This window comes from Aciduricibacillus chroicocephali, from assembly GCF_030762805.1.
GTDB classification, from domain to species: domain Bacteria; phylum Bacillota; class Bacilli; order Bacillales; family Amphibacillaceae; genus Aciduricibacillus; species Aciduricibacillus chroicocephali.
Genome location: NZ_CP129113.1, coordinates 2014440 through 2036870, shown reverse-complemented (window position 1 = coordinate 2036870; position 22431 = coordinate 2014440). Strand labels below are relative to the sequence as shown.

Sequence of the window (22431 nt, the reverse complement as noted above, 5' to 3'; positions counted from 1 at the left end):
CAGTGAAAATTTAATATATTTTACAAATCGAACAAAATAGGACTTAATTCCCCCTGAATCGACAATAAAGGAGAAAACCTGAAAGTCCATTGAACTTTTAGAAAAATGGTTATATAATAATAATTATATTTTTGACGAATCACATTTTTATGAAAAGTCTATGAAAATAGTGATTTTCAACCGAACGATAACAATTCGCACAACAAGGCGAATTTTTTATTTTGGAGGGGGAGCCAGTAATGAGCCAGGACAAACAGGATCTTAGGCATCACAGTAAAGCATTTGATGGTGTCATGCGTGCACCGAACCGTGCGATGCTTCGTGCTGTAGGATTGACAGATGACGATTTCAAGAAACCGATGATCGGTATTGCTAGTACATGGAGTGAAGTAACACCATGCAACATGCACATTAACGACCTTGCCTTGCGTGCGAAAGACGGAGCGCGTGAAGCTGGTGCTGTGCCATTCATCTTCAACACAATTACTGTATCTGACGGTATTTCCATGGGTACGAACGGGATGAAATATTCACTTCCAAGTCGAGACGTCATTGCTGATTCGATCGAGACAGTAGTCGGTGCTGAGAACCTTGATGCATTTGTTGCTATTGGCGGCTGTGATAAAAATATGCCTGGCTGCATGATTGCAATTGCCAACTCTGAAGTGCCGGCATTGTTCGTTTACGGCGGTACGATATCCCCAGGGAAGCTAGACGGAGAAGATATTGATCTTGTATCTGTTTTCGAGGGCGTTGGTAAGCATAACAACGGAGATATCTCTGATGAACAGTTGAAACGCATTGAATGTAATGCATGTCCTGGAGCGGGTTCATGTGGTGGTATGTACACTGCGAACACGATGGCTTCTGCAATTGAAGCGATGGGTATGAGCCTTCCTTACAGTTCTTCTCATCCGGCTGAATGGCCAGAGAAGAAGGATGATTGCTATGACGCGGGTAAAGCAGTATACACTTTGCTTGAAAAAGGAATCTATCCAAAAGATATCATGACGAAAGAAGCATTTGAGAATGCGATCACAGTTGTTATGGCGCTTGGCGGTTCTACAAACGCAATCCTGCATTTGCTTTCCATTGCTCATGCAATCGATGTAGATTTGACAATTGATGATTTCAACATCATCCAGGCGAAAGTTCCACATTTGGCTGATTTGAAGCCGAGCGGAAAGTATGTCATGGAAGACCTTTGTAATGTCGGTGGGGTACCGGCTGTCATGAAGTTACTTCTTGAAGCAGGCTACCTGCATGGCGACTGTCTCACAGTAACTGGGAAAACAATTGCTGAAAACCTTGAAGATGTTCCTTATCTTACTGAAGGTCAGAAAGTTATCATGCCTTTGGACAAGCCGAAGCGTGAGGATGGTCCTTTGATCGTATTGAAAGGAAACCTTGCTCCTGAAGGTGCTGTTGCCAAAGTATCCGGCGTTAAAGTTACACGTCATACAGGCCCTGCACGTGTATACGATACAGAAGCTGAAGCAACAGAAGCTGTTATGAACAACGAAATCAATGAAGGCGACGTTCTCGTAATCCGCTATGTAGGACCAAAAGGCGGACCGGGTATGCCAGAAATGCTTTCCATCTCTGCGATTCTCGTCGGTAAAGGGCTCGGTGAAAAAGTTGCCCTCCTTACAGACGGTCGTTTCTCAGGTGGTACACACGGTCTTGTAATTGGACATATTGCGCCAGAAGCTCAAGTAGGTGGACCGATTGCACTTCTTCAAGAAGGCGATGTTGTTACAATCGATTCCTCCACTAAGGAGATTCTCGTAGACGTTTCCGATGAAGAGCTTGCAAATCGTAAAGAGAAATTCGTAGCACCGCCATTGTACAAGAAAGGCGTACTTGGCAAATATGCGCACAACGTTACTTCCGCTTCCAAAGGAGCAGTCACTGACTACTTCAAGCGGGAAGAAACTGAATAATTAAGATTGAAAAAGCCATTCGGCGGGTTGAGCTTAACCCGTTGAATGGCTTTTTTGTATTGAACAGTAGAGAGGGGATCGGAGAGAGCACAGAGTTATGTGCGAGTAGTAGAACGTTTGTAAATCCGGTTAGATCTCATTACATAAAAATAGGAGTTGCTCCCACGTACTAGACTGTACAGGGGAGCAACTCCATATTACATTTAGCGAGATTTCACTTTTAGCAATCTTAGTGCATTCAGTACAACAATAACGGCTGCACCTGTATCGCTCAGGACGGCCATCCACAGAGTAAGCCAGCCAGGAACAATTAGAACTAAGGCTGCAAGTTTAATCAAAATGGAGAACCATATATTTTGCTTAATGATGTTTAAAGCACGGCGGCTCAGCTTCATCGTATGAGGCAGTTGTTCTAGATTATCTGCCATGAGTACGATATCGGCTGTTTCCATTGCTGTATCTGTTCCTGCGCCGCCCATTGCGATACCAATGTCAGCAGTTGCAAGAGCAGGGGCATCATTGATTCCATCACCGACCATGGCGACATGATGACCTTCCTGCTGGAGCTGCTTGATTGCTTTTACTTTATCTTCAGGCATCAGTTCAGCGAAATAGCGGTTGATGTCTGTACCGTTCGCAACCTTTTCTGCTGTTCCTTTATTATCACCAGTGAGCATGATGAGCTGTTTCACACCGGTTTTGCGGAGTTCTTTCAACGAACGGACAGCTGTCTCACGAATCGTATCAGCAACAGCGATGATACCTAGTGCTTTTTCGGCAGTTCCAATAATGACAATCGTTTTGCCGTCTTTTTGAAAAGCGAGAGCCTGTTCACGAATTATCTTTAAATCTGTTCCAAGCGCGTCAAACAGCTTAATATTTCCGGCATAATGAATAGTTCCAGTAATCTCAGCTTGCACGCCTTTGCCCGTCAAGTTACTGAAAGCATGGCCTTCTGCTTTTTTAATCCCTTTATCTTTCGCATGAGCGACAATCGTTTTGGCAATCGGGTGTGTTGAGTAGTCTTCAAGGGTGAAGGCGACTTCTAGCAGCTCGGATTCCGTTACGCCATTAGTTATAACATCTGTCACTTGTGGCTTGCCTTCAGTAAGTGTGCCGGTTTTATCAAAAGCGATGGCATCAATAGTGCCAGCTTTCTCTAGGAATGTGCCACCTTTGATTAGAACACCGTTGCGGGCGGCATTGCCAATTGCTGAAACAATGGCAACTGGAGTCGATATGACGAGTGCACAAGGACAAGCGACGATAAGTAATGCGAGTCCGCGATACACCCATTCGCTCCAAGTTCCGAAGCCAAAAAGTGGTGGAAGAACGATGAGCGCCAAAGCAATTGAAAAAACAATCGGTGTGTAATAATGAGAGAACCTGTCAATGAAAGCTTGTGCTGGTGCACGCTGATCTTGAGCTTCCTCAACCTGATGAATGATTCGAGCAATTGCCGTGTCATTCGCAAGTTTGGTCACTTTAATCTCCAAAGAACCAGACTCATTGATTGTACCTGCAAAAGCTGTGTCACCAATCTGCTTTTCAACCGGGATTGATTCACCAGTAATTGGTGCTTGATTAATACTCGAATGACCTTCGATTATCGTACCGTCAAGCGGAATACGGTCACCTGGTTTGATTATAATAATTTCATCGATGGTAATTTCGTCTGCTCGTTTTTTTACAAGCTCTGTACCTTGCTTTACCCAAGCTTCATCAGGAGCAAGATCCATCAAGCCACGGATGGAGCGGCGTGTCTTCTCAAGGGAGCTCGTCTGCAGGGCAGTGCCGAGAGCGAAGAGGAAGACGACGGTCGCGCCTTCGAACCATTCACCGATAATCGCTGCTCCGATTGCAGCAGAGGACATGAGTACATTCATATCGAGTGACTTGCTTTTCACGGCGTACCATGCGCTTTTCATAGGTTTGTAACCCGAAAGGACAATGGCAGCTGCGTAAAGCAAAATGGATACAAGAGCAGGTGCAGTTGTATGTTGAATAACGAAGCCAGCTGCAATCAGGATTCCTGAAGAAATAATCGTTCCATAACCTTTTAGGAGGGAGGAATCTGTTTCTTCTTTAGCAGCTGATTTCAATCGAGCTTTGTAGCCTAGCTTTTCAATTTCTTTAATAATTTCCTCAGATGGGTTACTATGATCGGCTGTCAGTGTACCAGACGCAAAGTTGACATGAGCCTCTCGTACAGCATCAAAACTGTTCAAATGCTTTTCAATGCTCAGTGCGCAACTAGAGCAGTCCATCCCTTCAACGTCATACACGCGTTCATGACGATTCGGTCTTTCTTCCTCAATCTGAAAACCGAGTTTGCGGACGATGTCTTCTACTTGTATGAATGCTGCATCATTAGAGCCTTCAACATTAAGCTTGCCAACACTGTAATGGATTGTCGCAGAGATGATACCATCCTTGCCATTCAGCGCTTTTTCAATAGAAGCGGCACAGGAAGGGCAGTCCATACCATCGACCTTATATTTCTTCTGAATTACTTCCTTTGTTCGGACTGGTACATCAGCATGCGAATGTTCATGGTTGGAATTGTTTAAATGATGATTGCTATGTGAGCTGCAACAATCATCTTCATCATCTGACCCGGAACCGCCTGAGTCATCACTTCCACAGCATGAATCACCACTATTGGCAGAAGCACTTTTTGCTAGTTGTCCATTATTTCCGTTTTCACATTTTGAATCGTGTACGGCAAAGCCTCCCGATTTTGTCTGTTCTGCGTGTCCGCAGCAAGATTTACCCATCTGAAAAATCCTCCCTTAATCGTTAATTTGATGCTGACAGGAATTGACGTCATTAGCGACATCGGTCAACACTTCGTCAAACATATTGAGCAGCTTATGAATGTTTTCATTGCTTAAGCTGTAGTACATGAATTTACCTTCTTGTCTCCCGCTGACAAGTCCGCATCCGCGCAGGCATGCAAGATGCTGGGAGATGCTTGACTGGCTGCCGCTAACTGATTGCATGATTTCAGAGACTGTTTTTTCACCAGTCCGCAACAGGTCAAGGATTTGGATGCGAGTCCGGTGTGAAAAGCCATGAAGGAATTGAACTTTAGTATCCAAAGCTGTGTCCAGCATCTCGACATACCTCCAGTATATATTAGAATTTATTAATATGTGTATGAGTACATATTATTAATTTTTAATATGTTTGTCAATCTTCATTATTTATAATTTGCTGGCACAAACGGTACTGCTTGGACTGATGTTACAGCTATTGCGAGGGTGACTGATTCAAATGCTGAAAAAGTCGAATTGATATGAACGTCTTGGGAACTTATGAATTAACTGGTAAACTAAATAATGGTTATATCACTTTCACCATTTACATCCAGCTAAGTAGTCTGAGCACAATTCATGGAGCATTCGTGAGCTTAAATGCTTCATCTATCGTAAGTAGATTACATCAAGATTACATCAGGTTGGCTATACAATAGAAAATTAAGATATGGAATGAGAGGTAATCAATCAAATAGGATGACAACGAGAACAATTTTAATTTGTCGTTTTTTATGACCATTGGGATAATGCATTTGCCGAAGGTGGAGAAATAAGGATGGGTAAGAAGCGTAAATGGAAAGAGGCAAGAGAAAACATTGTAGATGCAGTCCTTGAAGCTTTGTTTGATATGATATTGTTCATACCAAGATTGATAATTAAATTATTCACCGATATCTTTTAAACAAATGTGAAAAGTTGAGGGAGAGAATTCAAATGCAAAATAAAGTGAATATCATGCCAGATAAAACCTTTTGGGAAGTGATTGATTTAATTCAGTTGGACGCTGATGAACCACTAGAGGAAGCTATGGAGAAACTGCTTAGTTTTTCTGAAGAACAGATTGAGCAATTTGAGGAAACACTTTCCCGTAAGTTGTATAACCTTGATACCAAAAAGCATGCCGATGGAATGAGTAAGAGCGTCATTGATGGAGAAGAATACTTCTCTCCCGATTTCTTCCTTTATGTACGCTGCCTTTGTGTAGCAAAAGGCAAGGAATTCTACGAAGCCTGTTTGAAGGATCCTAGCCTAATGCAAGGTATTGACTATGAATATGAATTCGAGGAACTCCTGGAACTTGCAAGCGAAGCATACGAAGAAAAAACTGGCCATGAAATGGATTATATCCCTTACTTTGATTACGAAACGTACTCTAATGAAAAAGGTTGGGAATAAAACGGGTTAGCCGATATGAACAATATGCTGTATGTTGGTTCACATTGGCTTTAATGAACCGGAATTACTCAAGGAAAGAACAGGAGCGGGCTTAACTGTTTTCTTCTATTGTTGCTAATTGGTCCGATCGCAACCCTGTCTGTAGTCTTGTTTTAAAAAAGATAATCCAATAATTAAGTTGTTTTCTAATTCAAGCAGGCTATCAAGGGAATAAAAGAAACGTAAAGGGAGGGTGTACTATGATGAACTATATGGGTAGTATGGGGATGATTTTGTGGCTAGTCACAATCGCTCTGATCATTGTAGGAGCCATGGCAATATTTCGTACAGGTTCGAAGAGTGGAGGAAATATCTACAATGATCTTATTGAAACGAAGTCTGGTGGACAGCATGCAATCGATATTGCGAAAGAGCGGCTCGCAAAAGGTGAAATCACCTTTGAAGAGTATGATCGGCTCATTCAGAAACTAAAAGAAGAATGATGATAAATAAACAGCCGCTCATCCATATTCAGCGGCTGTCGTGTCCAGGTCGGTACGAATAAAAACAGCAGGAATAAACGGAACCAGTCCGCCAGCTGTTCTCCGACTATAATGTTGTTTCTCCTTGCGTTAATAAAGTTACCTCAATGTCTCCTTCTTCAGATTTCTTATATAGTCTTCTGCCTCTCGTTTTGTTATTCCGTAAAATAATTGTGTCTTCCGAATGGCTTCATCTTCTTTTCCAGCATGAATCAATTTTCGAAGCACAATCTGTTTCTTCCCCTCAGGCATGGAACGCTGCTTCATACGACTGTTCAATCCAGGACCTCTGCTTTGCCAAGCACCTGTCAAAAACATGATCGCAATTGCAACGATTAGCAGCAAAACGACTATGCTTAGCCCTCTAACCATTGGTATCCTCCTCATATTAAACGATCGTTTGTTTTAAACTTCTTCCCGCTTTTAGAAGATGTCACTCAAAAGAATGGTGTTTTTTATAAACTAGATTTGAAAAGTGAAATGTACGGATGTTTCGAAAAATTTAAAAGCGGAAATAGTATTAGAGACTAAGGTTAATACATTCGTTTGCCGCTAGTGGCAAACAGATATCAGTTTAATTGAAGGAGAGATATAGAATGGAACAAACAATTAGTGTAGAAGGCATGACTTGCGATCATTGTGAGAAATCAGTAAAAGATGCTTTGCAGGAGCTTCCAGGTGTTAACAATGTGGAAGTAACAAGCAATCCTGGTAAAGCGGTTGTAGACTTTGATAATGCAAAAGTAACGCTTGCTGACTTGGAAAAAGCGATTGCTGAAGCAGGATATACACCAATGATCGATACGAATATGTAATATTAAAGACGAGCCCCCATCAATGCTTTACTCAAGCATTGATGGGGGCTTCTGAGTGTTTACATAAAATTGAGAATAGACTGTTATCAGAGAGGCGAACTTTAACGTGATAAAATAATACCGACATTTTTCATAATAATTCCATCATGAGATGTAGGTGAACAATTGAAACAGAAGCAGATTGGATTGCTATTATTTGCAGCAATCATCGCAATTTCGTTTTCAGCAATTTTTGTGAAATGGTCGGATGCTCCTCCGACAGTGACAAGTATGTACCGGATGTATTTTTCGAGTCTTTTGCTTATTCCATTTGTTTGGCGAAAGCGTCATGATTTTGTCCGCGTATCCAAGTCGGAATGGGGATTTCTAGCATTATCAGGACTTTGTCTCGGTTTCCATTTTGCGCTTTGGTTCGGTTCTCTTGATCTGACAACAGTGGCCAGTTCTACAATGATTCTTGCACTGCAACCGATTATTGCGCTGCTAGGCGGATTTATTTTTTATAAAGAACGTGCTGGATTGCGTGTCATCCTTTCAGTTGGCTTGGCAATCGCCGGCGTTATGCTAATCGGATGGGGAGACCTTGGGCATGGCAGCCGCTTGGCCATTCTTGGTGATATTCTCTCTTTTCTAAGTGTCATTGCTGTTGTCGGGTATTTGCTTATTGGTCAGAATAAAGTGAAACGCATTTCTCACTGGATTTACAGTTTTTCTGTTTTTCTTTTTGCAGGACTGGCGTTGAATCTATTTAACTTGGTGAAAGGTGTGCCGATGACAGGTTATGAGAGAGGGGAGTGGGGGATCTTTATTTTGCTCGCCATTTTCCCATCACTTTCTCATGTTATCTTCAACTTCCTTCTATCCTATGTAAATACGACAACGATTTCGATGAGTGTATTGGGGGAGCCGGTTGGAGCGACTATACTAGCAGCAATTCTGCTTCATGAGCAGGTCACGCTTTTACAAGTCTTTGGCGGTTGTATCGTGCTTGTTGGTGTTTTTATCTTTCTTTCACAGCAACGAAGAAAAGCCCCTTTACCGGATATTTAAAAAAGATAGCGATGCGGGTTACAGGCATCGCTATCTTTTTTAATTTTTGTCATTGTAAGGATTCAAGTGAACGAGTACATCCTCAACTTCTGAATGTTTTTCCATCAGTTGCTTCTTAACTCGTTTTCCAATACGATGGCCTTCTTCAATAGAAAGGTCTGGATTGATGCCCAGCTTCAAGTCGATGACAAGATAGCTGCCATGTGTGCGGGCGTGGATTGTATCGACTCTTCTTACACCGTCAATGCTGCAAGCTGTATGAATATACGGCTCAACAGACTCATCATCCAGCACTTTTTCCATAATAACGAGGGAAGACTCCTTGGCAAGCGAGTAACCGACTTTCACAACGATAAGTGATACAGCTAGTCCAGCAACAGCATCTCCGTATAGGAGCCAAGGAATATTGAACTTTCCTCCGAGGATTGCGGCACCAATACCGATTAGTGCGGCAAGCGAAGAAAGTGAATCAGATCGGTGATGCCAAGCCTCTGTTATTAAGGCTGTACTGTTATATTTTTTGCCAAGACGATACTTATAATGGAAGAGTACTTCTTTGATAAGTATGGAAATGATAATGATGGCAAGGGCAAGTTTACCCGGTGGGACAGGCCTTTCTCCAAAGAAAATCTTTCCCGATGAATAAGCGACTTCTGCCCCTACGATGATAAGTAATATGGCGACGATGAGAGAAGCTACATTTTCCGCTTTCCCATGTCCATATGGATGTTCCCTATCAGGTGGCCTGTTGGCGATTTTAACTGCGAGCAGCACAACAATTGACCCGACAATATCAGAAGCGGAATGAAGCGCGTCAGCGATGAGCGCACGGCTTCCAGAAAGAACTCCGCCAACAGCTTTCAATATAGTGAGGAAAGCATTCACAATAATGCCGACCCATGTTGCAGTGACTACTGCACGTGCACCGTCCTTCAAAAATTTCACCACCCTTTCTCTATTGTTTTCCCATTTTACCAATCGGAATGCATGTGAGTCTACGGGAACATAACTGGAGATAGAGAACATACTCCAATTAGCGCAAAAAAGTTTCCTTTACGCAAATAAGGCTCCCGTATAGACGGGAGCCTTCATTATATAGATTAGGAATCAGACAGTAAAGTGGTCTGCTTTTTGTTCGAAGCGATCTGCTTTCTTGTTGAAGGAATCAGCTTTTTCAGTATTACCGTATTTCTCGGCACGCTCAGCTTTGGCACGCATGATGTCAGCCTTGTTGTTAAACATATCAGCCTTGTCCTGGTAGCCATAGCCGTATGCAGTTGGCTGGCTAGATGCTTGCTCGGCCTTTTGTTCGAAGCGCTCAGCTTTCTTGTTCAGATTGTCAGCTTTCTTCGTGTTGCCGTACTTGGCTGCCTGTTCCGCTTTTTCCTTCACAATTTCAGCTTTCTTTTCGAACATGTCAGCTTTAGAGCTGCTCTTGTACTGCTGGCCATAGTTGTATGATGGCTGTGCTGAAATATTTTCAGCCTTCTTCTCAAACATGTCCGCTTTCTTGTTCAAAGCATCGGCTTTTTCAGTGTTTCTGTTGGCTTCAGCCTGTTCCGCTTTTTCTTTTACGATTTCAGCCTTTTTCTCGAATAGATCAGCTTTTGAGCTTGTTGAGCTGAATGAAAGTTGTTCTGGAGCTGATTCGGATAGAGGCTGCGCTGTTGTCGCGCCAGTTACAGCTACCGCTTTCTTTTCGAACATGTCCGCTTTATCATTCAGAGCGTCTGCTTTCTCAGTGTTGCCAGCTGCTTCAGCCAAGTCAGCTTTTTGTTTGAGGAGCTCAGCTTTATTAATGAAGATGTCTGCCTTGCTTTGGTAACCGTAGCCGCTGAAGTTGAAATTAGTATCAGCGTTTGAATTAATGTAATCAGCTTTTTTATTGAAGATCTCAGCTTTTGCCTGGAACGCTGCTTCTTTTTCTGTATTACCATACTGGCCAGCAATTTCTGCCTTCTTCTCAAATAGGTCAGCTTTCTTTTCGAAGATATCCGCTTTTGCTGGAGCTACTTGTGCACTTACAGTAAGTGGTGCTACGAATGCCATGCTAAGTCCTGCTGCTGCGATTGCCTTTGTCTTTTTATTCATAATATTCCGTCTCCTTTGTGCGGATTGATACACTGTTGAAGCGTTTGGGCCGCTTCTGCATGTGTGATCCGCTTTCGTTTTAGTTTTATGGATGTATTCTGATTCTGAGATTTTAGCGCTAAAATCTTTCGTTCTTGTCCGGATGTTCATAGAGTACTAAGCGAGCATCCAATTTATGGGGTGTTTTTTGAAAAAATCTCTGAATGTGGAAAAAAGTTTCTCGAAAGAAAAAACAGTTAGGTAGAGAAAACCGTATATAACAAGGGGCCATATGTGAAGAAAGAAGCATAAAAAAGAGGGATTTCTATCCAGCCGGAAAGAAATCCCTCATCTTAATTTACTTTTCACTCAGCTCGTCATGTATGAGCTTAATATTGTAATTGAGATATTTGACGTACGTATCGACTTCGTCACCAGCCTGGCCGATTTCATCAGAGTAAATTGGCTTCTTGGAGAATGGTACGCCGGTTTCCTTTGAAACAGTTTCCATTGGACGACGGTCTACATTCGATTCAATGAAGAGAACAGGAACATCATGTTTTTTAATAAAGTTGACTAGGTCTTTAATTTGCTTTGGTGAACCATTTTCTTCAGTGTCAATTTCCCAAATGAATGCTTCTTCGAGACCGTAATGGCTCGTCATATACTGGAAGGCGCGTTCGCTTGTCACGAGTATACGGTTTTTCTCAGGGATCTCATTAATCTTCTCAGTATACTCCTTGTCAATTGCTTTCAGGCGTTCAACATATTCCTTGCCACGCTTCTCATAATGGTCTTTGCGGTCCGGATCGACTTTTACAAATGCTTTTGTCATATCCTCTGCCATTTTTACACCAACGGCAGGGTCGATGAATGCATGGGGATTGATTTCGCCTTCTTCACCTTCCGTTTGCAAATACATCGGTTTGACACGTTCTGTTACTTTAAATACTTTGTTTTCGGGCTGGCCTGCGGTTTCAATCATTTTATGGAACCAGCCGCTCTTGCCACCTTCAAGATTCAAACCGTTGTAAAACAGAACATCTGCATCTGTTGCTGCTTTGATGTCTTTTGGCAGAGGCTCATATTCATGCGGGTCCGTACCAGTCGGAACTAAGTTATGGACTTCGACTTTATCACCGCCAATTTCGTGCGCCATATCCGCAAGAATTGTGAAGGAGGTGACGACTTTAAGCTTGCCGTTTTTGCCCGATGTTTTATCATTGTCATTGCTACAGGCAGCGAGCAAGAAGATTGTCACGAGTGTCAGAATGGATAATTGGAAAAAACGTCTCATTTGTTTCTAATTCTCCTTTGTTTTAATTTTTAAAGCAGCTTAAGCAGCTGCTGATTTACGTGAACGCAACTTGCGGAAAACAATTCCCTGTTTCGGAGAGAAGAGGAAAGCAAGCGCGAAGAATGAAGTTGTTGCAAGTGCTATGACCGGACCAGAAGGCAGGTCGAATTTAAAACTGAAGTACAGACCAATTACAGCCGACAATGCGCCGAACATTGCTGCAAGTGCAATCATGATGGATAGCCTGTTTGTCAGCAAATATGCAGTTGAAGCCGGTGTAATCAGCATAGATACAACGAGAATGACTCCTACAGTCTGCATCGAAGCGACTGTAACTAGTGTCAGTAGGAACATCAATGCATAGTGAATCAATTTTGTTTTTAATCCATAGGCAGCTGCCATCGTCGGGTCAAAGCTGGATATGAGCAGTTCTTTATAAAACAGGATGACGGCGAGCAATACGATGGTACCAATGATGAGAGTAATCCACATGTCGCTCGTTCTTACAGCGAGCACATTTCCGAAAAGAATGACCATCAGATTGGTTGTGCTATGTGCCAGTGTGATCAGAATGATACCTGCTGCGAGAAATGCGGAGAAAACGATTCCGATTGAAGAATCACTTTTAATCCGGCTGTTCTGGCTAATCAGACCGATGCCGAAAGCGGTGAGAAGTCCGGTTGCGACGGCACCATAGAAGAAATTGATGCTCAGCATGTAGGAGATTGCAACACCAGGCAGAACAGCATGTGAAATCGCATCTCCCATTAGGGCAAGGCCGCGCAGGACGATGAAGCAGCCGATGACACCTGAAATGATGCCAACCATTACAGAGGTCGCAAAAGCTTTCTGCAAAAACTCATAATGGGTAAGATCGTAAAGAAATTCCATCAGCTTTCCACCCCCAGCATATGACCGCCAAATGGCATATTATATGCTTTTTCCATATACGTAGGCTGGAAGATTTCCTCCACATTTCCCGCTCCGATCAGCTGCTTGTTCATGAGCAGAAGGCTGTCAAAGTAAGTTTGTACTTTTGACAAGTCGTGATGGACAACGAAAATCGTTTTACCTTCATCACGAAGCGCTTTCAAAATATCAATGATGATTTTCTCACTTGTCACATCAATGCCGACAAATGGTTCATCAAGGAAGAAATACTCTGCACGCTGTGCCAGTGCCCGAGCGAGAAAAACACGCTGCTGCTGGCCACCAGATAGTTCTCCAATTTGGTTCTTCGCATATTCCTGCATGCCGACTTTCTCAAGACATTGCATTGCGAACGCTTTCTCAGCTTTGCCGGGGCGTCTCAGTAAACCTAGGTTCGGAAATGTCCCGAGAAGCACTGTATCTTTCACGATTATGGGAAAATCCCAGTCAATATTAGAACGCTGAGGAACATAGGCAATTTGCTTACGTATCTGATGCAGAGGCTTTCCTTCAATTTCTATCGTTCCTTTGTCCTTAGGAATCAAACCGAGCATTGCTTTAAGCATAGTTGATTTGCCGGCTCCGTTCGGTCCGAGAATACCGATGAGCTTTCCTGTTCCAAATTTAAAATCCATCCCGCTTATGACCGTTTTGCCATAGTAGGAAACGGTCAAGTCTGAAACACTTATACCGTCTTTCATATTTTCCCCTCCCAAAATATAATGACTAAGCTATTTTATTTGCGTATGCAATAATAAGTTTGCCAAGGGCAACTCTTCTCGTCAATTATAAATTTGCCACTTAGAAAAGTAAACCCTTTCCTCTCCAAATTTTAGATAATCTTGGTTGGCAGTCTCTCTGTTTTTCTTCTATTTAATGTAGAAATAATTTCAAGTGTTCTATAAGAACGTTTAATTGGCTATAAAGCCTAGCCATTATGCAATTTCCACAATGAACAAGCAAATTGCACAAACGATTTTACATAAAAATATATAAAATACAGAAAATTACATTAAAAATACGGAATTTGGGAGGATATGAGGCGAATACGGAGGAAAATGGATGATAGTCAGATTATTCTATTATAAATTCGATTAAGCACGGTATAGCACATCATATGCTGTTTAACCCAGTTTGCGAATTAAATGGGAAATCTTTAAAGTTTAACTATAGGATTTCCAAATCGTAAATATTGGAGATTCAGAGAAAGCTTAATTTTCCGGAGGTGGACAGTTATTCTTAAAGTGATAGAAAGAAAGAAAGGCGAAGATGCAGCTCCCCGTGATTTATTTCGCGAACCGGAGCTTGATGATGGAAAGAAAGTCTGGGAACTTGTCAAAAGTACAGGAGTTCTCGATCTCAACTCATCCTACCAATACTTGATGTGGTGCACATATTTCGCAAAAACATCAATTGTGGTGGAGAAAAATGACAAGATTGTCGGTTTCATTTCCGGATTCATCAAGCCAGAATCCCCGGATACACTTTTTGTCTGGCAAGTAGCTGTGGCAAAGAGTGAACGTGGAAGAGGTTTGGCCACGCAAATGCTTCAACATCTCCTTGAGCAGGACGCCTTGCAGGATGTCCAGTTCGTCGAAGCGACGATATCTCCATCGAATATACCTTCACAGCGGCTATTCCGAGGACTCTCTAGAAAATGGAATGCCAATCTCAACATCATGCCTTGTTTCAAGGCAGAGGATTTTCCCGAACAGGGTCATGAAGATGAGCTCATCCATCTCATCGGACCTCTTAATAAATAAACCAAACAAAAAACAGGAGGAATGTAATCAATGAGTGTATTTGTTCAAGAAGCTAGTATGAAGACATTTGAAGAATTGGAATCAAAGGTACGCAGCTATAGCCGCAGCTTCCCGACAGTATTTGAGAAATCCAAAGGTTATAAGCTATGGGATGTAGACGGAAATGAATATATCGATTTCTTCGCAGGTGCCGGTACGCTGAACTACGGCCATAACAATGACTTAATGAAGAAAAAGCTAATTGAATATATCGAGTCTGATGGAATTACACATTCTCTCGATATGGGGACAATCGCACGAAAGAACTTCCTGGAGACTTTTAATGATGTCATTCTGAAACCGCGTAATCTTGAATACAAAGTGATGTTCCCTGGACCGACTGGAACAAACACAGTAGAGAGTGCGTTGAAATTGGCTCGCAAAGTGACAGGACGCGACCTTGTCATCAGCTTTACGAACGGCTTCCATGGCATGACGATGGGATCACTCGCTGTAACGGGGAATGCTTCCAAACGTGCAGGAGCTGGCACGCCACTGACAAACGCAGTTGCGATGCCATTTGACAACTATATGGACGGAATCGATTCTGCTGCCTATATTGAAAAACTTCTCGAAGACAGTTCAAGCGGCATTGACATTCCAGCTGCTTTCATCGTGGAAACAGTGCAAGGAGAAGGTGGTATTAACGCGGCAAGTTTCGAATGGCTGCGCAAAATCGAAGCAATCGCAAAACGTTTCGATATCCTTCTTATCATTGATGATGTTCAGGCTGGCAATGGTCGTACGGGTACTTTCTTCAGCTTTGAGAAAGCAGGCATTGACCCGGATATTGTCTGCCTTTCCAAGTCGATCGGCGGTTATGGAATGCCAATGGCGATTACACTGTTCAAGCCTGAACACGATATTTGGGGAGCGGGAGAACATAATGGTACTTTCCGCGGCAACAATATGGCTTTCATCACAGCGACAGAAGCAATCAAAAACTTCTGGGCGAATGATGAATTTGAAGAGGAAATCCAGGAGAAAGGCGAGTTTATCAGTGATAAGCTGGCAGATCTTATCGTCAAATATCCAGAAATCCAAGGTGAACTTCGCGGGCGCGGCATGATGAAAGGAATTGCTTGTGGCGTAGACGGAGTTGCAGAAGAAGTGTGCAAAGAAGCGTTCAAGCGTGGTTTGATTATGGAGACATCCGGCCCATCAGACGAAGTTGCGAAGTTGCTTCCACCGCTTGTCATTTCAAAAGATGGCCTCGCAAAAGGCATTGAAATTATGGACGTATCGATCCAGGAAGTCATCCGCAAACGCGGGCTATCTGCCTAAGTAGACTGTGTATGCGAGTGGGCGTAGGGGAAGAGAGCTCACTCGTAATGCATTAGCCATTAAAACGATCACATCAATAAATCACAATACCAGGGGGAAGCAACATGATCATTCGCAATATGGAAGAAATCATCGGATCAAAAGACGAAACAATTGCAGAAAACGGTAACTGGGCAAGCCGCCGCATGCTTTACCGCAAGGACAATATGGGCTTCACATTGACTGAGACAATTATCAAAGCCGGAACGAAAACTCATATTTGGTATCAGAATCATCTTGAAGCTGTTTATTGCATCTCCGGTAATGGCCGTGTTGAGACACTTGTTGACGGCAAGGAAGACGGTAATGTTTATCATATCAAGCCAGGCATCATGTACGCGCTTGACAAGCATGATGAGCATAATCTGTATGGCGGTACAGAAGACATGCGCTTAATCTGTGTGTTCAACCCGCCGCTCACAGGCAATGAAACACATGATGAAAATGGGGTATACCCAGTATTGGAAGATTGAAAAAAGGGATCTGACTCGCAATCTGGCGAGCAGATCCTTTTTTATTGCAAGAAAGCTATCTCTTGAGTGCAAGTTCACGTACGGTTTCCTTAATGAATGTGTCAAGAGCGCTGTCCAAGCGTGATTTTGGGTAGACAAGCTGGATTTTTCGCTTAAGTTGAACATCTTCTATTTTTCTTTGAACCAGCTCTCCCGAAAGGATTTCTTTCTCGATGAAAGCATTAGATAGAAAAGCGGCAGTCTTCCCATTGAAAAGCATTTTCTTAATTGTACTTACGGAATCAAGTTCAATTTTTTGTAAAGAAGAGCTGAATGATTCACCGAACCACTTGCTAATGAAGCGATTCGTTGAGCTGGAAGGAGCATGCAATAGCAATTTTGTTTCAAGGAGATCTGTAAGCGAGATGTCCTTTTTTGTTGCTAGATCATGCTCCGGACTATGAGCAAGTACGAGCATATCCTCACCGATTGTCTCGTAGGCAAGCGTTGGCGACTCCTGCTGTGTTTCCATAATGATGCCGAAGTCAAGCTCTTGGAGTGCGAGTTTCTTCTCAATCTCAGGAGCGGTTTTCACTTCAAGAGAAATCTTGATTTCAGGATATGCCTCGGTCATCGCATTGATCAGGTCGGGCATGAATATATGAGCGGGAAGTCCGCTTGCACCGAGTTTAATGGAACCCGTATTGCCGGAATGGAGATTCATTATAAATCGTTCAAGATCTTTTTGGATCTGAACCATTTGCTGAGCATAATGGTAAAAGGCTTCGCCTGCATCCGTAAGTCTGTAGCCTCCTGGGTTTGTCCGGAACAGGCGGATATTATATTCTTCCTCAATTGAGCGGAGATGAAAAGAGACAGTAGGAGCGGTTAGGCCGAGTGCTTCAGCAACCGGTGCCAGCTTTTTATGTTCGACGAGGAGACAGAGTACCTTCAATTTTAATAAATTCATTTTAACCTCCTGAAGTAAATTAGATAAATTCTTGCTTCTTATTCAATCTATTAGAATTCTTTTAATGAGATATTGACGCCAAGTTAATATTGTCTAAATATTCCAACCTTATAGTGGAGTTAGGCAAAGGAGGATTGGCGATATGAAGATCTCAATTGAAGGACTTGAAAAGAAGTATGGCGGTACTCAGGCGCTAAAGCCGATTTCAGCAGAACTGGATTGCAAATTCATTACCATTCTCGGGCAGTCCGGATGTGGGAAAACGACCTTGCTGAAGCTTCTTGCTGGTCTTGAAAAGCCGACAAAAGGTGAAATTCGGTTTGATGATGAGGTGATCTACTCTTCCGAAAGACGAAAAAACGTCAAACCGAATAAGCGGAATGTCGCCATGGTATTCCAGGACTTCGCATTATGGCCCCATATGACAATCTATGAGAATATCGCTTTTGGCTTGAAAGGGCTTGTACCGAAAAAAGAGGTTCCTCAACGAGTAGATGAAGTAATGAAACTCGTTAAAATGAAAGGATTTGAAAAACGCCGTCCTGGTGAACTCTCGGGAGGGCAGCAGCAACGTGTCGCTCTGGCACGAGCTCTTGCAATCAAGCCAAGACTCATTTTATTCGATGAACCGCTCTCTGCTTTGGACGCTGTGCTGAGAGAACAAATGCAAGAAGAAATCATGCATATTATCCATGAACAGGACTGCCAAGCCATCTTCGTCACACATGATCAGTCGGAGGCGATGGCGATGTCTGACCAGATTATCGTAATGGACGGTGGCAATATTGCGCAAATCGGTACGCCGGAAGAAATTTACCGTTACCCGGCAACACCATATGTTGCAGATTTTATCGGAAAAGTGAACTGGTTCGGTGTTGGAAACTTCATCGTTCGCCCGGAAGCAATCTCGAGAAATCAAAGGCCAGGATCAATTGCGAAGCAGGCTCGTGTCATGAAGAGTACATTTGTCGGCGATCGCTATCTCGTTCAGGCTGAAGTGGAAGGAAGGCAGTGGCGTTTCTATGAAAATGCGCCACTTGAAGATGGAAGGCAATTGGAAGTCTTTATTGATGAAAAACAAATTTATCAGCTGGAGGGAATTCAATGAAAAAGAATACATTCAAAATGTTTGCGGTGACAGGAGCGGCACTTACTTTCGCACTTGCAGGCTGTGGCAGTAATACAGATAAGTCCTCTGAAAAAGCAAGTGCCAAGCCAAAAGAGGAAAAGGTGCTTACTGTCTATTCGGCTGGACCTGACGGACTGGCACAAAACATTGAGAAAGCCTTTGAAGAGAAGACAGGCAAGAAGATTGAAATGTTCCAGGGCACAACTGGCAAAATCCTTTCCAGACTCGAAGCTGAGAAAAATAATCCAGTCGCTGATGTCGTCGTACTAGCTTCAGCAGCTTCTATGGATGGATTAAAGCAATCCGACCAGCTACAAGCATACAAGGATGCTGAGAATGCTGACAAAATTAATTTCGACTGGTCTGATGGAGAAGGGTATTATCATGTCTACAGTGCCTCTGCTTTAGGTATCGCCTACAACACGAAGAACGTTAAAGATGGACCGAAGAAGTGGACAGACCTCGCTGATTCCAAATGGAAAGGAAAACTGAACATGCCTGATCCAAGCCTTTCCGGTTCAGCCCTTGATTTTATTTTCGGGTACGCAGCAGCTGATAAATCAGCCTGGAAAACGATTGAGTCATGGAAGAAGAACGAATTGCAAGTGAACGGCGCGAATAAAGAAGCACTTGAATCTGTCATCACTGGCGAAAAAGATGCGACCATTTCTGGTGTCGATTATATGGCTTATAAAGCAAAAGCTGAAGGGGAGCCTGTTGAAATTACATACCCTGAGAGCGGTACAGTCATCAGTCCGCGTGCAGTTGCAATCATGAAGGATGCCAAAAACGTTGAAGGTGCGAAGGCGTACGTCGACTTCCTATTATCTGATGAAGGTCAGAAACTAGTAGCAGATGCGTACTTGCTGCCGGGCAATAAGGACATTGCCGTTAAAAACAGAGCCGCTCTAGATGAGATTCCTCAACTTGAAGTGGACTGGAAAGGTTCTGAAGCGAAACAGGTCGATGTCTTGAATAAATTCAATGACATGTTCCGCTAATAAGACAATAGAGCTGAGCAATGTCTCAGCTCTTACTTTTTCAAGTGGGGTGAAAAATTCATGATTATAGAAAGCAGAAGATCATTTACAATTTTATTCGCTATCGTTACCGCATTTGCGATCGCCCCTTTGATTGCAATTGTAATGTACACATTTATAGGAGAAGGCAGGCTTGATCTGACAAAGGTCGGAAAACTGTTTGAAAACAGTGCTGTCCTGCGCACGCTTGGCAATTCTATGCTCCTTGGTATTTTTGTCATGATCGGTACAACGATCATCGCCTTGCCGATGGCGATGATCAGGACGAAAACCAGTCTTAGCCGCTACAATTGGCTCGATATTGTCTTGACGATTCCGTTCATGACACCACCTTATATTGGCTCGATGGGCTGGATACTGTTCATGCAGAAAAATGGTTTCCTACAGCAAATCATCCCCGCAGCATCGTGGATGTCCGATTATTTCTTTTCAATCTTTGGAATGGTGCTGATCATGAGCCTGCATCTTTTCCCATTTTTATATTTGATGTTAAGGAATGCGTATCTTCGGATGAATGGGTCCTTTCTTGATGCTGCTGAGATCTTTGGAAGAAACCGGGTGAAAAACTGGTTCAAGATCGTCCTGCCGCTTCTCGCTTCAAGCTATATCCTCGGTGTTCTACTTATCTTTATCAAGACGCTTGCTGAATTCGGAACCCCAGCGACATTTGGCAGTAGGATTGGATTCAAAGTATTCACTACTGAAATCCATGCCTATTTATCAAAATGGCCTGTCGACATTAGAATGGCAACTTCACTCTCTCTGTTCCTATTGTCAGTCTGTCTTATTGTCTGGTATTTGCAAAATCTGCTTGGACGCAAATATGCATTTGGCATTCTATCCGGAAAGACCGCAACACTCCGAACAATAGAAGAGAAATGGCCGATTACACTGTTCTCATGGATTTTCACAAGTATCATTCTTATTCTGTCTATCGGGATACCTTACTTCTCAATCATTGCCACTTCTTTGCAAAAAGTACGTGGTGAAGGGTTGGTATTGGGGAATTTCAGTTTCGATGCTTATAAGGAACTGTTTACCGGTGGAAGTGCCGGTTTGACAGCTTTCCTCAACAGCCTCATGTTTTCTGTCACAACAGCAATTGTGACGGCAGTTTTAGGTTTTGCTATTGCTCTTTACATAAAGAAAGGGGAGACAAAAAAGCAGAAAGTGCTCGACTTTTTCAGTCTAACGCCGAATATCATTCCTGGCATTGTCTTCGTTGTCGGTCTGATCATGTTCTGGAATGCTCCTTGGTTGCCGGCAACGATCTACAACACGAAAGCAATGGTCGTTGTCGCTTATTGTGTACTGTTTCTCCCATACTCAATTCAATATACGAAGTCTTCACTCGCTCAGCTCGATGACTCAATCTTCCAATCTGCCTCCATATTCGGGAGGAATCTTTGGGATGTGTACCGCCATATCATCATCCCTTTGCTTATGCCGGGGATTTTGGCTGGCATGATGATGACTTTCATCATTTCAATGCGTGAACTTGTTGCTGGCCTGCTGATCCTTCCGCCTTCGGTAGAGACAGGGGCAACCTTTATTTACAGTCAATTTGAACAGGGGAATGCGAGTGTTGGAATGGCAGTTGCTGTCATTACAGTCATGATAACAGTCATCTTCATGTTCTTGCTCGACTGGGTGCAAAGAAGAGGGGAACGGGCAAATGTTTAGAGTGGAAATATTGGGAGGTGTCGGTGAATACGGGCGCAATTGCTTTTACGTTGAAAATGCAGGGAGCGCCATTCTCCTGGACTGCGGTGTTACGAACAATTTGGAAAAGACATTGCCGAGCTTGAACCGGGAGCATATGGAAAAGCTAGAGGCTGTCTTTATCTCCCATTCACATATTGACCATACTGGAGCGCTTTATGTGTTGGATGAATGGGGAAGTCATGCTCCAATTATTATGAGTGAACAAACAGCAGATCAGCTTGGCAAGTTTCATCCAAAGACAAAGACATTGGATTTGAAAACGTACCGAAAATGGTCTGTCGTTAATGAACACATTCGCTTTCGGTGGGGATTTTCAGGTCATCTGCTAGGCAGTGTCTGGTATGAAATCGAACTCAACGGCGAAACGATCTTCTATTCAGGAGACTATGTTTCAGACTCTTACTTGCATAAAGCGGATTTGCCCGATTTTGGAGAGACAGATTACAGATTGGCTCTTATGGACAGCGGTCATATTGAAAAAGATATAAACAATCCGGATACTTTACGACAATTGCTGGACTATATCGATAAGACGAAAGAAGGCCCATTCATCATTCCATCTTCCTTCTCCGGTAAGACTGCCGACTGGGCCCTTTATTTATTTCAGAATGGGAAGCGAGAAATATTTGTCGACAACCGGTTGCATGCTTTTTTTGTAGCATATGAAAATGCCGGTGTTTATTTGAAAGAGGGACTTGCATCTTTAATTCATACGTTTAACCAAACTTGTTTAACTCAAAAGTTTTCATTTGATTCGAACTCCATCTGTTTTGTGTGTGAAGATGAAGAAATGATTGAAAGACTTTATGAAGCCTGCCCCAATGCAAAGCTTATCGTAACTGGATACTCGAAGCCTCCTTTATATGAGCAGTTCAACCATGAAGGGAGGTGTATCGAATTTTTCTATAAGACGCATCCAGACAAGGCTGATCTTCGCAATCTGGTCAAACAGATTCGAGCGAATGAGTGGATCTTTTTTCACAGTCCTTACGTAAATGAGTTGAAAGTATTCAAAAGCGAGGTGTCCAACAATCGTCCGATTCGTATGGAAGACAGGATTATTCCTGATCATATCAATTGCTTGTTTGATTGCTCCATCTCAAGTAAAAGCGGCTATTGAACCAGGTCATGAAATCAAATTCAATCTGAA

22 protein-coding genes are annotated in these 22431 nt (G+C 42.9%); 13 read left to right on the top strand and 9 right to left on the bottom strand.

Translation table 11 applies throughout. The features are described from left to right. The first annotated feature begins 239 nt into the window (after nt 1-239). On the top strand, nt 240-1943 hold the full coding sequence (ilvD, locus tag QR721_RS10635) for a dihydroxy-acid dehydratase (RefSeq protein ID WP_348026761.1): 1704 nt from the start codon (nt 240-242) through the stop codon (nt 1941-1943). Between the two features lie 203 nt (nt 1944-2146). Here the strand turns inward: ilvD and QR721_RS10630 are convergent, their stop codons facing one another. Then, nucleotides 2147-4720: a heavy metal translocating P-type ATPase gene (locus QR721_RS10630; protein ID WP_348026759.1), complete on the bottom strand. Its 2574-nt coding sequence runs from the start codon at nt 4718-4720 to the stop codon at nt 2147-2149. 15 nt (nt 4721-4735) lie between these two features. After that, nucleotides 4736-5059 (bottom strand): ArsR/SmtB family transcription factor, encoded by a 324-nt coding sequence (locus QR721_RS10625; RefSeq protein ID WP_348026757.1) that lies wholly within the window; start codon nt 5057-5059, stop codon nt 4736-4738. A 478-nt stretch (nt 5060-5537) separates the two neighbouring features. Between QR721_RS10625 and QR721_RS10620 the strand changes: the two genes are divergently transcribed. The 3 genes from QR721_RS10620 (at nt 5538) to QR721_RS10610 (ending at nt 6639) form a co-directional block, all read left to right on the top strand. Further along, complete coding sequence (locus QR721_RS10620) at nt 5538-5663, top strand: hypothetical protein (RefSeq protein ID WP_348026755.1); 126 nt, start codon at nt 5538-5540, stop codon at nt 5661-5663. A gap of 32 nt (nt 5664-5695) precedes the next feature. Then, complete coding sequence (locus QR721_RS10615) at nt 5696-6157, top strand: DUF4240 domain-containing protein (protein WP_348026753.1); 462 nt, start codon at nt 5696-5698, stop codon at nt 6155-6157. Between the two features lie 239 nt (nt 6158-6396). After that, entirely contained in the window at nt 6397-6639 is a 243-nt protein-coding gene (locus QR721_RS10610) for an SHOCT domain-containing protein (RefSeq protein ID WP_348026751.1), read from the top strand. A gap of 138 nt (nt 6640-6777) precedes the next feature. Here QR721_RS10610 and QR721_RS10605 read toward each other — a convergent pair whose 3' ends face one another. Further along, a complete protein-coding gene (locus QR721_RS10605; RefSeq protein WP_348026749.1) occupies nt 6778-7050 on the bottom strand; it encodes a hypothetical protein in 273 nt (90 codons plus the stop codon). A gap of 224 nt (nt 7051-7274) precedes the next feature. Between QR721_RS10605 and QR721_RS10600 the strand changes: the two genes are divergently transcribed. After that, entirely contained in the window at nt 7275-7493 is a 219-nt protein-coding gene (locus QR721_RS10600) for a heavy-metal-associated domain-containing protein (RefSeq protein ID WP_348026747.1), read from the top strand. Between the two features lie 165 nt (nt 7494-7658). After that, the gene (locus tag QR721_RS10595) at nt 7659-8543 is read left to right on the top strand and encodes a DMT family transporter (RefSeq protein ID WP_348026745.1); all 885 of its coding nucleotides are present in this window, start codon (nt 7659-7661) and stop codon (nt 8541-8543) included. A gap of 39 nt (nt 8544-8582) precedes the next feature. Here QR721_RS10595 and QR721_RS10590 read toward each other — a convergent pair whose 3' ends face one another. From QR721_RS10590 to QR721_RS10570, 5 genes are all read right to left on the bottom strand, one after another. Continuing rightward, entirely contained in the window at nt 8583-9488 is a 906-nt protein-coding gene (locus QR721_RS10590) for a cation diffusion facilitator family transporter (protein ID WP_348026743.1), read from the bottom strand. Between the two features lie 162 nt (nt 9489-9650). Next, nucleotides 9651-10634 (bottom strand): hypothetical protein, encoded by a 984-nt coding sequence (locus QR721_RS10585; protein ID WP_348026741.1) that lies wholly within the window; start codon nt 10632-10634, stop codon nt 9651-9653. Nucleotides 10635-10971: 337 nt separating this feature from the next. Further along, nucleotides 10972-11910 carry a metal ABC transporter solute-binding protein, Zn/Mn family gene (locus QR721_RS10580; protein ID WP_348026739.1) on the bottom strand — a complete coding sequence of 313 codons (939 nt, stop codon included), beginning with the start codon at nt 11908-11910 and terminating at the stop codon, nt 10972-10974. A gap of 39 nt (nt 11911-11949) precedes the next feature. Continuing rightward, a complete protein-coding gene (locus QR721_RS10575) occupies nt 11950-12801 on the bottom strand; it encodes a metal ABC transporter permease (RefSeq protein ID WP_348026737.1) in 852 nt (283 codons plus the stop codon). After that, nucleotides 12801-13541, bottom strand: coding sequence for a metal ABC transporter ATP-binding protein (locus QR721_RS10570; protein WP_348026735.1), 741 nt, complete (start codon nt 13539-13541; stop codon nt 12801-12803). The genes QR721_RS10575 and QR721_RS10570 overlap by 1 nt, the downstream gene beginning before the upstream one ends. Nucleotides 13542-14084: 543 nt before the next feature. Here QR721_RS10570 and ectA point away from each other — a divergent pair. The 3 genes from ectA (at nt 14085) to QR721_RS10555 (ending at nt 16438) form a co-directional block, all read left to right on the top strand. Next, nucleotides 14085-14603 (top strand): diaminobutyrate acetyltransferase, encoded by a 519-nt coding sequence (gene ectA / locus QR721_RS10565; protein ID WP_348026733.1) that lies wholly within the window; start codon nt 14085-14087, stop codon nt 14601-14603. Nucleotides 14604-14633: 30 nt separating this feature from the next. Beyond that, complete coding sequence (gene ectB, locus QR721_RS10560) at nt 14634-15926, top strand: diaminobutyrate--2-oxoglutarate transaminase (protein WP_348026731.1); 1293 nt, start codon at nt 14634-14636, stop codon at nt 15924-15926. A 104-nt stretch (nt 15927-16030) separates the two neighbouring features. After that, nucleotides 16031-16438: an ectoine synthase gene (locus tag QR721_RS10555; protein ID WP_348026729.1), complete on the top strand. Its 408-nt coding sequence runs from the start codon at nt 16031-16033 to the stop codon at nt 16436-16438. 55 nt (nt 16439-16493) lie between these two features. On the opposite strand, the gene QR721_RS10550 is transcribed toward QR721_RS10555, so the two are convergent. Continuing rightward, the gene (locus QR721_RS10550) at nt 16494-17387 is read right to left on the bottom strand and encodes a LysR family transcriptional regulator (RefSeq protein ID WP_348026727.1); all 894 of its coding nucleotides are present in this window, start codon (nt 17385-17387) and stop codon (nt 16494-16496) included. Between the two features lie 142 nt (nt 17388-17529). On the opposite strand from QR721_RS10550, the gene QR721_RS10545 reads away from it, so the two are divergent. From QR721_RS10545 to QR721_RS10530, 4 genes are read left to right on the top strand one after another with little or no spacing between them, the layout of a single operon-like run. After that, entirely contained in the window at nt 17530-18495 is a 966-nt protein-coding gene (locus QR721_RS10545) for an ABC transporter ATP-binding protein (protein ID WP_348026725.1), read from the top strand. After that, on the top strand, nt 18492-19517 hold the full coding sequence (locus QR721_RS10540; RefSeq protein ID WP_348026723.1) for an ABC transporter substrate-binding protein: 1026 nt from the start codon (nt 18492-18494) through the stop codon (nt 19515-19517). The genes QR721_RS10545 and QR721_RS10540 overlap by 4 nt, the downstream gene beginning before the upstream one ends. A 60-nt stretch (nt 19518-19577) precedes the next feature. Next, on the top strand, nt 19578-21239 hold the full coding sequence (locus tag QR721_RS10535; protein WP_348026721.1) for an ABC transporter permease: 1662 nt from the start codon (nt 19578-19580) through the stop codon (nt 21237-21239). Next, the gene (locus QR721_RS10530) at nt 21232-22401 is read left to right on the top strand and encodes an MBL fold metallo-hydrolase (RefSeq protein WP_348026719.1); all 1170 of its coding nucleotides are present in this window, start codon (nt 21232-21234) and stop codon (nt 22399-22401) included. Before QR721_RS10535 ends, QR721_RS10530 begins: the two co-directional genes overlap by 8 nt. Nucleotides 22402-22431 lie beyond the last annotated feature (30 nt).

Bases quoted from the DNA above. Each gene is read 5' to 3' on its own strand.
- ilvD (WP_348026761.1), top strand. From the start codon at position 240: ATGAGCCAGGACAAACAGGATCTTAGGCATCACAGTAAAGCATTTGAT.
- QR721_RS10630 (WP_348026759.1), bottom strand. From the start codon at position 4,720: ATGGGTAAATCTTGCTGCGGACACGCAGAACAGACAAAATCGGGAGGC.
- QR721_RS10625 (WP_348026757.1), bottom strand. From the start codon at position 5,059: ATGCTGGACACAGCTTTGGATACTAAAGTTCAATTCCTTCATGGCTTT.
- QR721_RS10620 (WP_348026755.1), top strand. From the start codon at position 5,538: ATGGGTAAGAAGCGTAAATGGAAAGAGGCAAGAGAAAACATTGTAGAT.
- QR721_RS10615 (WP_348026753.1), top strand. From the start codon at position 5,696: ATGCAAAATAAAGTGAATATCATGCCAGATAAAACCTTTTGGGAAGTG.
- QR721_RS10610 (WP_348026751.1), top strand. From the start codon at position 6,397: ATGATGAACTATATGGGTAGTATGGGGATGATTTTGTGGCTAGTCACA.
- QR721_RS10605 (WP_348026749.1), bottom strand. From the start codon at position 7,050: ATGGTTAGAGGGCTAAGCATAGTCGTTTTGCTGCTAATCGTTGCAATT.
- QR721_RS10600 (WP_348026747.1), top strand. From the start codon at position 7,275: ATGGAACAAACAATTAGTGTAGAAGGCATGACTTGCGATCATTGTGAG.
- QR721_RS10585 (WP_348026741.1), bottom strand. From the start codon at position 10,634: ATGAATAAAAAGACAAAGGCAATCGCAGCAGCAGGACTTAGCATGGCA.
- QR721_RS10580 (WP_348026739.1), bottom strand. From the start codon at position 11,910: ATGAGACGTTTTTTCCAATTATCCATTCTGACACTCGTGACAATCTTC.
- QR721_RS10575 (WP_348026737.1), bottom strand. From the start codon at position 12,801: ATGGAATTTCTTTACGATCTTACCCATTATGAGTTTTTGCAGAAAGCT.
- QR721_RS10570 (WP_348026735.1), bottom strand. From the start codon at position 13,541: ATGAAAGACGGTATAAGTGTTTCAGACTTGACCGTTTCCTACTATGGC.
- ectB (WP_348026731.1), top strand. From the start codon at position 14,634: ATGAGTGTATTTGTTCAAGAAGCTAGTATGAAGACATTTGAAGAATTG.
- QR721_RS10555 (WP_348026729.1), top strand. From the start codon at position 16,031: ATGATCATTCGCAATATGGAAGAAATCATCGGATCAAAAGACGAAACA.
- QR721_RS10550 (WP_348026727.1), bottom strand. From the start codon at position 17,387: ATGAATTTATTAAAATTGAAGGTACTCTGTCTCCTCGTCGAACATAAA.
- QR721_RS10545 (WP_348026725.1), top strand. From the start codon at position 17,530: ATGAAGATCTCAATTGAAGGACTTGAAAAGAAGTATGGCGGTACTCAG.
- QR721_RS10540 (WP_348026723.1), top strand. From the start codon at position 18,492: ATGAAAAAGAATACATTCAAAATGTTTGCGGTGACAGGAGCGGCACTT.
- QR721_RS10535 (WP_348026721.1), top strand. From the start codon at position 19,578: ATGATTATAGAAAGCAGAAGATCATTTACAATTTTATTCGCTATCGTT.
- QR721_RS10530 (WP_348026719.1), top strand. From the start codon at position 21,232: ATGTTTAGAGTGGAAATATTGGGAGGTGTCGGTGAATACGGGCGCAAT.